Source organism: Nonomuraea glycinis (assembly GCF_014646515.1).
Classification (GTDB): domain Bacteria; phylum Actinomycetota; class Actinomycetes; order Streptosporangiales; family Streptosporangiaceae; genus Nonomuraea; species Nonomuraea glycinis.
This window is the reverse complement of record NZ_BMNK01000013.1, coordinates 1-10,411: the sequence shown is the minus strand read 5'-3', so window position 1 is coordinate 10,411 and position 10,411 is coordinate 1. Positions and strand designations below refer to the sequence as shown.

Sequence of the window (10,411 nt, the reverse complement as noted above, 5' to 3'; positions counted from 1 at the left end):
ATGAGCCAGCTCCCTGAAGACCTACGTCGTGCCGTCATCATCGAGGTATACCGGCAGGCCGCTGAACTCGATTGGAACGGCATGACCGGACCACAGCGCACCAGCCACTACAACCGATGGCTGGACGATCCGAAGATCGGCGGAGAGCTATCGCGCTACCTTCATCGCGACAAGATCCGCTACTGGCTGAAGGACGTTCCGATGAAGGAATACGCTCGTGCACGCAGCGGCATCGGAACCCTCGCTGACCTCGTCAGCATCAGGCTTCCCAGCCCTGACCAGATATGCAAGCAGGTTATGGGCGAGGACTGGTCCGCTGTCGAAAGCTCCATCCGCGAGAAGCCCCTTCGCTGTCGCATCGTGAGCGGCGAGCACCAACGCCTCATGATTTGGGGGCCTCCGAAGTCGCTGCGAGACCTTGTGTGGGCCGGCATCAACGCTGTCGTCGAGGCGACGGAGCCTCGACCAATCTTAGTGATCGGCACTCCCCAAGGGCAGGAGCTCGACCCCGGCGAGAAGCGGAGACACCTCCTCCTCGGAGGCGTCGCTGATCTCGAAGTTCGACATACCGTCCTCAGGATATGGAGAGTTGAGCCCGCTTCATCCTAATCTTAGACTCGGAGGCCAATACGACTGAGGCTCAAAATAATCTCACGTTCCGGCACGCTTTCGTTTGAGCACCTCAGCGATCTGGAAAGCCGCGATGCCAGGGGGCTCGTGCTCCCACACACGGATACTTATCCAACCGGCCTCCTGTAGAAGGCAATCCGTCTCACGGTCTCTGCTTTGATTCGCCGTTATCTTGGCTAGCCAGAATTCCGAATTTTGGCGCGCCGGACGGTAATGATCATCACATCCATGCCAATAGCAGCCATCGAGGAAGACCGCGACTTTATCTCGTGGGAACACCAAGTCGGCCGTCCTCCGCACGGCAGGAAGCGGGCGAACGCCAACTCGGTAGCGGAGCCCAAGAGCATGTAGCGCCGAACGAAGTGCGAGTTCCGGACGGGTGTCGCGACTCTTATTCCCACGCATTACGGCGCGGACAGCGGAATTAGAAGCCCATGAAGCAGGCTTCCGGGCGGGCTCCTCTGAAGCTACCCCCTGAACAAGGAAACCTCGTTCCATCGCCATCCGCCACGCCTGGGCGAGATTCTCCTCTCGCGTCTCATGGTCGACCTCACCAACATACTGAGCGGGCGAGCGCCCTCGGTCAGACCAGCGAAGGTAGGCGCGAATACGTCGAGTCTTAGGAAGAAGCTTCAGGTAGATGGAGGCGCATGCGTAACGCCCGTCACCGAGATCTACCGTCCGGTGCTGCCGCCCGCCCGCAGCCCGATCCTGCTCGGCCGCCGCCATCTCCCTACTTCGGCCTTTACGCCCCTTCCACGCACGCTCAGGCGGCGCTTTGTCCTTCCACAGCCCCGCCCCAGAGGCTCCTTCGCTCATGATCCGTACTCAGCGTCTCGCAACGTGTCCGCGACCGCCTTCGCGAAGACCTCGCCGAGCACCACGGGAACCGCGTTGCCCAACTGCCGCATCTTCTCCCCGCGCGGCCCCTGAAGCTTCCAGTCATCGGGGAACGTCATGACACGAGCGGTCTCCCGGACACTCATATAACGGTGCGTCCCATCATCGAGCAGCATGACGGACTCACCTCCGGGCACTCCATGGACCCCCGCCTTGACCGTCTTCGCGGGGCGATCCAACACGTTGGGTGTGTGCCCGGCGTAGATTCGCGCGTTGGGCCAACCAACATGATCCGTGAAGCCCCCAAGATAGTGCTCCTGTCGATCGAGCCACTCCGGGGGAATGGGAGGGAGTGGCTTCTCGCACCCCTCGATCCCCTCAATCCCCGCTATCGCGTCTCGAAGCGTGCGCCAAGGACGTTTGCCATCCGCCAACGGAAGCACGCTCGGCAACCGCTCAAGCACCCGTTCCCTCGTTGAATTGGAAACATTGTGCCGATCCCAATAGTCACCATCAACCATTGAGTGAATTAGAGCCGCTTCGGAGAATTTCGGCTCGATGAGCCTCCTGAACCTCTCCAAATTAACCTCAAGGTCAGCGCGAAAAGCCACGATGATGATCCGCTGCCTGATTTGAGGGACACCATAGTCGGCGGCGTTAACAGGAGTCATGACCACTTGGTAGCGCCGCGAGAGATCCTCGCTCCTCTCCAGGATTCTCTCCCGAAGCACAGCATCATGCTCCTGCCAGGTCGTGTCCCCAGCACGCTCCTCGAAGGGAAGCTCCATCTCACGAAGGATGTAGTCGAAGTAGGGTTTGAACGAAGGGCGGAGAAGCCCGCGGACGTTCTCACAGATAACAGCCTTGGGCCTCATCTCGCGGATGGCACGGAACATCTGCGGGAACATGTTCCGCTCATCCTCGTCACCCTTGGCCACCCCACCCAGGCTGAACGGCTGGCATGGAGGACCACCCGCGAGCACGTCAACCCTCCCACCGAGATACCCGAACTCGACGTCACGCACGTCCCCCTCAATCAGCGGACACGCCTCGCCAGGCTCCGGAATCCAGGGACTCCCCTCCACCGGCACCCGCTGGGCGCCATTGGACGCCAAAGTCTCGCAGGCACGCCTCGCGTACTCGTTGAACAGCAACGGCCGAAAGCCGGCGCGGTGGACCGCCATCGCCAGCCCACCCCCGCCCGCGAACAGTTCCACAGCCGAGGGGTCACGGACGGGCTCTTCTCGCTGATCAGGCATGGGCAAAGCATACCGCGGAGTTGATGATCATGATATGCTCGGGAGAGAGTTTCGGCCCTTGAGCCGCCGACTACCGGATCCGCGTGCGACGGGCGTCCCACGGCGATACCCTCTCGCGAGTGTCCGACTACACCCCCCAGTTCTACGACCCCCTCGACACGAGGAACATCACCGCGGTCATCTGCCACGAGCTCGAGGCCCAGCCGTTGGTGCCCCTGGCACCGGAGATCCCAAAATTCGACGGATCCGGTCTTTACGCCATCTACTACGCGGGAGCCTCCGAACCCCTGTACACGCCGCTCGTCCCACACGACATCCCGATCTACGTGGGACAGTCCCTCTCCCACAACAGCGCGACCGGTGTCGCGACCAAGAGCCGAAGCCCGCTCTGGGCGCGCGTCCGGGGGCATGGACGCTCTATCGAGGGCGGAGGGCTGTCCCTGACGGAGTTCGCCGTCCGCCTGCTGCGGATGCCCGACGTCCACGCGGACCTCGGCGAGAACGGTCTACGCGTCAACTATCAACCTGTATGGAACGCGGTCCTACGCGGCTTTGGCAGCAATGAGCAGGGGGCGTCGACCCGCAAGAGCGCTCGCAGCAAGTGGGACACGGTCCACCAAGGCCGGAACCGCACCTACGGCGAGAGCGATCACGACCGGGACGCCTTAATCGAGCAAGCGAAAGCACACATCGCCGCCCGAATCGCACTGGTCGGGGAAGTCCCATGGCGGTGAGGAAAGCGGAGCAAGGTGGCGAAAGGCACTGACACCACTAAGACGATCAAGAGCTGAGCTGACGACGCAGGGCCGCCAGAAGGCTCGCGAGTAGGTAGTCCGCATCACCAAACCGCTACTGGTCATCGGCACGCCAACCGAGGAACTCATAGCGGGCCCTCGTTCGGCAATCTCGTCACGGTACGGACTATGGCCGCGAGATGATCCTGTCCTTGAGGGGCCACCAACGCGATCGCCGTTCATCAGGGCCATCCCGATGAATCCCCGCCTGTTCGCTATGCAGGCGGCAACGAATCGGCGCAACCGCCGCCGCGCTTCAACTCAGGGCATGAGAACAACACCATGCGATCAGGACGTCTAGGACAATCGCCTACAACTCGGCAGCAGTGGCCAGCCTACTGCTGAGTACGAGTTACCCAGTTCACAACTGTTATCGACGAGAGCCAAGGATCGCCGAATCTACCGTTACCTTGGTTTAGCATCGTTGTGCGGAGCGTCATCATGGAGTACCAAGCATGTCTACTTGGCGAGATCAGATTCCCACGAGCGGTTCCCTGGAACTGCCGCCGGACCCCCGCGCCCTCGAAGGGCTAGGCCGTAACCACTCCCTGGAGACAGCTCTCGCCGACTTAGTGGACAACTCCATCGACGCGGGCGCCAGTCACGTGCTCATCCGCCTCGTTCGCTTAGAGGGGCGACTTCGCGCTCTCTACGTCGTAGATAATGGTCATGGCATACCTGAATCGAAGATCGACTCAGCGATGACCATTGGCGGACAACGTTCATACAGCGCCAACGACCTGGGTAAATTTGGCCTGGGCTTGAAGACAGCGTCGTTCAGTCAAGCTCGCAGTCTGACCGTGATCTCAAAGGCTCGCGGATCTGCCGCCGTCGGTCGCCGCTGGCTCCTCGACGAGAACCGCAAGGGATTCCACTGCGACATCATCCCTACCGACTTCGCGGAGGATGAGTTCAACCGGAAGTGGGACATCGAGGGCGTCGACACCGGAACAGTGATTCGTTGGGACAACGTCACAGGGTTTCCGGCGACCGACGATCCCAAACGCGTTGAAGAGTTCATCTCTCGTACCGCCACCGCTCTCCGCAACCACCTTGGCCTCGTCTTCCACAAGACCATCCACGCGGGAAAGATCTCGATCGAAATCGACGTCGAGGACATCGAGACCGACGCCTCTGGCGCGAGGATTCCCGTGGAGTCACTCAACCCGTTCGGCTACGCCCGGTCAGGCCAGGCCGGCTATCCGAAAGAGCTGTCGGCAAAAATCGGCGACATCACCCTGAAGTTTAGATGCCATATCTGGCCTGGTAGATCCGTCTCTCCACAGTTCAAGTTGACCGGAGGACCGGAGGCTCGTCAAGGGATCTACTTCTACCGACGTGACCGACTGCTTCAAGCCGGAGAAGGATGGCACGGGATCCACTCCTCCGACCGACGGCTCCAGCTCGCCCGCATCGAGGTGACAATCGATGACGACATCGTGCGGCTCTTCACCATGAATCCGGAGAAGTCCAAAGTTAACGTCGGCCCCGAATTTACACAGCTGGCAGAACAGGCAAAAGCCAAGGACGGGACAACCTTCTACGACTATCTAGAAAGTGCGGAGCAAGCATTCCGGGAGTCTCGAAAGCGAAGCAATGGTCGACGCAAGATGGCACCACTGGGTAAAGGCATCGCTCCGGAATTGCGCAAAGCCATCGAGCGAGAGATCCCATTCGACGAAGATTCCGAGCCGATCGACATCCGCTGGAAACGCTTTTCCGGCGAGGATTTCTTTGAAATCGACCGCGATAAACGCGCCCTCTGGCTAAATGAGAAATACCGTCCCAACTCCAAGGGGGAGCGTCGTAGCGTCAACGACACGCCGCTACTGAAAGCACTGCTATACCTGATTGTCGAGGAGCTATTTCGTGGAGACTATCTCGGCGTCAGAGACAAAGATAACATCGTACTCTATCAAGAGATTCTCATCGCCGCAGCGAAGAGCGAGCAGCTATGACGAATTCCGCCCGGCATCTCAGTGCGGACAGCTTTGATGAGTTCATTCAACGAGCAATTCCAATGGAACATCCGATCGCAGGCCACCCGCGACTAACATTGTTTATCGACCCCAAGCATCGGGAGATCGGGCTCCGCGCCCAGGTCACGGTTATCGAGCCTCGACGGGAGACCGGCCTAGAGCATGTCCAGCTCCGGCCGGTTCATCGGGGCAATCAGCGTTTTCTCGAAGTCGTGATCAGCGAACCACTGCTATTTACTAGCGCATATCCTCTACTCTGTGCCGTCGCCGACGGAATCCAGTTGCAGGGATTGAGCCTCGGCACCGCGCTGAACGAGACCATTAGACTCCTCGGCCGGCTATTGACCCATGCGGACAGGCTTTCGACCGAGAAAGAACTAGGGCTATTCGGCGAGCTCATGCTATTTCTTGGGCTAATCCGTGTACTGGGACCGCAGGAAGCATTGTGGGCATGGCGCGGCCCTGATCGTGAGGAGCACGATTTCGGCTTGCTCGGCCATGACGTAGAGGTCAAGACGACGGGCGCGGAGCGACGTGCCCATTGGATCGGCTCTTTGACGCAACTCCTTCCGAATAAAGATCGTCCTCTCTGGCTGGTCTCCCACCAGCTAACCCAAGCCGAGTCGACGGACGGCCGAACCTTGCCCGAACTGGTCAACGCAGTACAGCATGATATTGGAGATCATCGCCTCGAACTCGATCATCATCTTCACGCCGCAGGATGGCGAGAGCAGCACGAGAAGACTTGTCGAACCCGCTGGCGTCTACGTGGAAAATCTATGGCTTTCGCCGTTGTAGACACCTTCCCGAGCCTGACTCCTACCAAACTGAGAGATGTCACTCTCGCCCGTATCTCGGATGTTCGGTACCGCATTGACCTGACAGACCATCCTATCGGCGCGACCACACCCCAGTTTCTGATTGACGCCTTGGACCAAGGAGCAACCATATGACTGATGCATTCCGTAAGGCTTATCTGGGTGCGCTCGCTCTGATGGACACTATGGGCCCACGTGGCTTGCACAGCGCAGCGGCATTCGCCTGCGAGGACCCCTTGGTGAAGTGCGACGACGTAGCCCTCCGGACTCACCTCGCGAGCAGTCACCCGGACGATGCCCTCACTAAAGGGCTCCACCTTCGATTGGCAACCTGGGACAGCGCTGAAACCGAGGAAGCCTGGGCCGCAGGTACGGCGGCTAATACAGAAGATCGCCGTAGGGAAATTGTGCGGCGGCTGATGGTAGACAACGAGACCGCGGTTCTTTTCCGTGAGCGCTTCCCCGTCGCCGGCGTCGAGGAGCCCATCATTATCGCGGACCAGTGGGATCCCTGGTATACCGAGTCTATTCGACAGGAGCGCGGTTTCTATTGGAACCATTACAGTCAGTTCCTAAGTCGTAACTGGTCCCCTATAGCGGTCTCCGACCTGAACGCCGCGACAGACCGGGTAGTCGAGCGCCTCTCGGATCCAACCCGGGAAGACGCTTATCAGGCTAAGGGCCTCGTCGTTGGCTACGTCCAGAGCGGTAAAACCGCAAACTTCACAGGTGTGCTCGCCAAAGCCATTGACGTCGGATACCGGCTGATTATCGTCCTCACCGGTACCACCGATCTACTCCGCGCTCAGACGCAGCGGCGACTGGACATGGAGCTTGTCGGCCGAGAGAACATCCTTCGGGGAATCAACCCCCACGACCATGAAGCCCTCGATTCGATCGATTACCAAGACGACCCGGATTGGCTCAACGACAAGTTCGTACGTCACGGTACCCGTCCGTCCGATACGGGCTTTCCAGACATCCACCGTCTCACCAACCATCGTTTCGATTACAAAAGCCTACAACAGGGAATCGCCGCCCTTGACTTCGAGAAGAGAGAGCGCAATCGACCATTCTTTTCTCCTGAGAATCTTTTTTTTAGCGATGCCAGACTCTTGGTGGTCAAGAAGAACGCAACAGTTCTCGGCAAGCTAGTGAAGGATCTCAACAAGATTACTGCTCGATTGGGTGAGATCCCTACTTTGATCGTGGACGACGAGTCAGATCAGGCTTCGGTAAACACCAGCAACCCGAAGAGATGGAAGGCTGATCAAGTAGAGAGGACGGCTATAAATCGACTAATTTCACAGCTACTAGTGATGCTGCCTAGGGCTCAGTACGTGGGCTATACGGCTACTCCCTTCGCGAACGTCTTCATCGACCCCTGCGATGCAGAAAATATTTTCCCGAAAGACTTCCTGATTTCCCTGGGCCGCACGCCCGAATATATGGGCGCACCGGATTTCCATGATCTTGACTCTGATCTTGATCGCGAGCAGCGCACATTTTCTAACTCAAACGAGAAGGCGCACGTGCGCATCCTAAAGGCCGATGGAGCCGAAGGGGACGAGCGAGAAATACTCGATGCGCTGGACGCCTATGTACTCACTGGCGCCGTAAAGGTATATAGAGAACGTCAAGGTATCGCTTTGTTCAAGCATCACACAATGCTAATCCACGAGGCGATGCAAAGAGACGTACATCGGGAGCAAGCTGAAAGAGTATACGAACTATGGAAGTCCGCAGGCTATTTTTCTAGTAGCTCCCACGAGCGACTCCGTCTCCTATACGAGAGAGACATGCTTCCCGTTACTCAGGCAGTCGGGGAAGGGCTTCCTGCGCCGGCAACTTTCGAGGAATTGCTCCCTTCCCTGGGAGAGGCCATCTCACGTATCGGGCAGGTCGGCAACCCAGTGATAGTAGTAAACAGTGACAAGGACATCGAGCAGGAAGATCTTGACTTCGATCGAAACAACGTCTGGCGCATCCTTGTTGGCGGAAACAAACTCGCGCGAGGCTTCACCGTCGAAGGACTGACTATCTCGTACTATCGTCGCTTGACAAAGCAGGCAGACACGCTCATGCAGATGGGCAGGTGGTTGGGCTACCGGAAGGGCTTTCGTGATCTCGTTCGTCTATATATTACGCCTGAGCTGCACGAGGCGTTCGAGGCAATCGTGCTCGATGAAGACTATTTTCGTGCAGAGCTACGACGCTACGCACATATGATCGATGGACGCCCCCAGGTGACGCCAAAGGAAATTCCCCCGCTCGTAGCGCAGCATTTGCCATGGCTCAAACCTACGACCGCTAACAAAATGTACAACGCCGTCCTCACCGAGCGCCGCTCTCCTGGCGTTCCCATCGAGCCGCGCGGTTACCCAAGCAACCCAAAGCAGATTCGCCAAAATACGCTTGCTTGCAAACCCCTATTCAAAAGCATTCACCAATTGACCCGCTTCCGAACTTCCGACAAGGTCGCCTTCAACGGTTTTGTCGGTCTTGTGGATCACTCCGAGTTCATCGAGGTCTTCTCAGCACTGGCCTGGGAGGACCGCGACAGTGTCGCGCCTGATGTCCGCTGGTTGAGTGGACTGAGCGGCAGTCAGATCAAGGATTGGGCGCTTCTCTTTCCACAGCACGTCCGGTCCGGCGAAGCGCAGGGAACAATCCATGGCAAGCAATCCCTTAGTCTATTTCGCCGGTCACGTCTCCGCCCTTCGTACTTCGGCGCCATCAGTGAGTCTCGACACCGCCCAGTCGCCAACAGGATCGCGGGAGCGACGGCATCGTTCGGCGACGTCGGAACAGAGGCCCTCACCGCACCTCGACGTGGTGCCGTCATCATCTACCCCGTTATCGATAAGAACCAAGTCGTAGGGCCGCCCTCCGAGGTCGATCCAGGTCGTGTCGTCGTGGCGTTCCACATCGTCGCTCCCAGATCGGCAATCTCCCCGGATCGCCGTATGGTCACGTTCACAACGCGCGACAGGACACGGAGCAACTCCGCGATCATCGATGTCCGTGAGGTTAGAGGGTGATCGCGATGGCGATGCCGGCGACTCCGAACAGTCATCAATTATCACTCAGAGTAGCCAAACAGCACTTTAGGGAAACTGGTTGGCCTAGTCCGACGGGCTTCAGCCGAGAGTTCTCCGACTGAGGCCCCCAACACGCGCTCGACAGCGCCGGGCCGGCCCATCACCAGCGCCATGACCTCCTCACGCCACCTGCGACCGGGGACCTCTCTAGGCAGAGGAACTCCTTTTGGAGGTTGACAAGGAGCATTACAGAAGAGGGATCGGATGGACGGTTTTTTGATTTTCGAGCCTATGCGTCCGAATACCTCAAGCTAGATGGGCACTCGCTCAAGCTTTTGTCTCGACCGGAGATTTGACAGGATCCCCCACTGACAGACATACGGCTTTCAGCCAGGCGACGAGGCGGCGACATCCTTCATACAGCGCCCACAAGTGGACGACCACAGCAGCGCACCAGAGGAGCCTTCTACCTGCGGAGATAGGACCACAAGGGCAGCGAGTAGCAGCGAATTCCGTACTGGGTTTTGGGTCAATCCAGGGCAAATCCTCTCGTCCTTATACAGCCTTAGATTGATGTATTGTGCAGAATGGCTCAAAGGCCGCCACTCTGTCCCGTTCGACGGACAGATCTAGCTGGTATAGATTCTTCGCTTATGTTGATCCATGCATGATTGGGTCAACAGCATGCTCGACGAGGAGGTGGAGATGGCTCTTCATACACGCGAAAAGCGCCCAATCTGGCGAACTCGGTTTCATGCCGAGTTCGTAACCAGGTTTGGCAAGCTCAAGATTAGCTACACGAGAGGGGGCCCGACTGATTCCCTGCGATCCAGTGCCACGTAGACAGGCTCGCGCCAGCGAGTACTGACGCGAGCCTGTCCAGCCGCGGCCGTCCGTCCAACGGTCACCAACCACAGGGACGGGCGGCCAGCTGGTTTTACCCACGGTGATTCTAGCCTCGATCTTTCACGATCTTCGTATGGTCAAGTAAGCGGTTCGGCTGGGGGTTGATTTCACGCTGTGGTCAGCGTGATGGGCCCGGTTGACGCG

At 58.5% G+C, this 10,411-nt stretch carries 7 protein-coding genes; 5 read left to right on the top strand and 2 right to left on the bottom strand.

The annotated features are described in order from the left end of the window. Complete coding sequence (locus tag IEY87_RS30565; protein WP_189142296.1) at positions 1-609, top strand: hypothetical protein; 609 nt, start codon at positions 1-3, stop codon at positions 607-609. 42 nt (positions 610-651) lie between these two features. Here the strand turns inward: IEY87_RS30565 and IEY87_RS46070 are convergent, their stop codons facing one another. Next, positions 652-1,035, bottom strand: a complete 384-nt coding sequence (locus IEY87_RS46070; RefSeq protein WP_225277832.1) for a very short patch repair endonuclease — start codon at positions 1,033-1,035, stop codon at positions 652-654. 410 nt (positions 1,036-1,445) lie between these two features. Then, positions 1,446-2,729: a DNA cytosine methyltransferase gene (locus tag IEY87_RS30555; protein WP_189142294.1), complete on the bottom strand. Its 1,284-nt coding sequence runs from the start codon at positions 2,727-2,729 to the stop codon at positions 1,446-1,448. A 119-nt stretch (positions 2,730-2,848) separates the two neighbouring features. On the opposite strand from IEY87_RS30555, the gene IEY87_RS30550 reads away from it, so the two are divergent. The 4 genes from IEY87_RS30550 to IEY87_RS30535 all read left to right on the top strand — a co-directional run bounded on the left by IEY87_RS30550 (position 2,849) and on the right by IEY87_RS30535 (position 9,361). Further along, the gene (locus IEY87_RS30550) at positions 2,849-3,463 is read left to right on the top strand and encodes an Eco29kI family restriction endonuclease (protein ID WP_189142293.1); all 615 of its coding nucleotides are present in this window, start codon (positions 2,849-2,851) and stop codon (positions 3,461-3,463) included. Positions 3,464-3,978: 515 nt separating this feature from the next. Further along, positions 3,979-5,481: an ATP-binding protein gene (locus IEY87_RS30545; protein WP_189142292.1), complete on the top strand. Its 1,503-nt coding sequence runs from the start codon at positions 3,979-3,981 to the stop codon at positions 5,479-5,481. Next, positions 5,478-6,455, top strand: coding sequence for a PD-(D/E)XK motif protein (locus tag IEY87_RS30540; protein WP_189142291.1), 978 nt, complete (start codon positions 5,478-5,480; stop codon positions 6,453-6,455). The genes IEY87_RS30545 and IEY87_RS30540 overlap by 4 nt, the downstream gene beginning before the upstream one ends. Beyond that, positions 6,452-9,361, top strand: a complete 2,910-nt coding sequence (locus tag IEY87_RS30535) for a Z1 domain-containing protein (RefSeq protein ID WP_189142290.1) — start codon at positions 6,452-6,454, stop codon at positions 9,359-9,361. Before IEY87_RS30540 ends, IEY87_RS30535 begins: the two co-directional genes overlap by 4 nt. Positions 9,362-10,411: the final 1,050 nt, after the last annotated feature.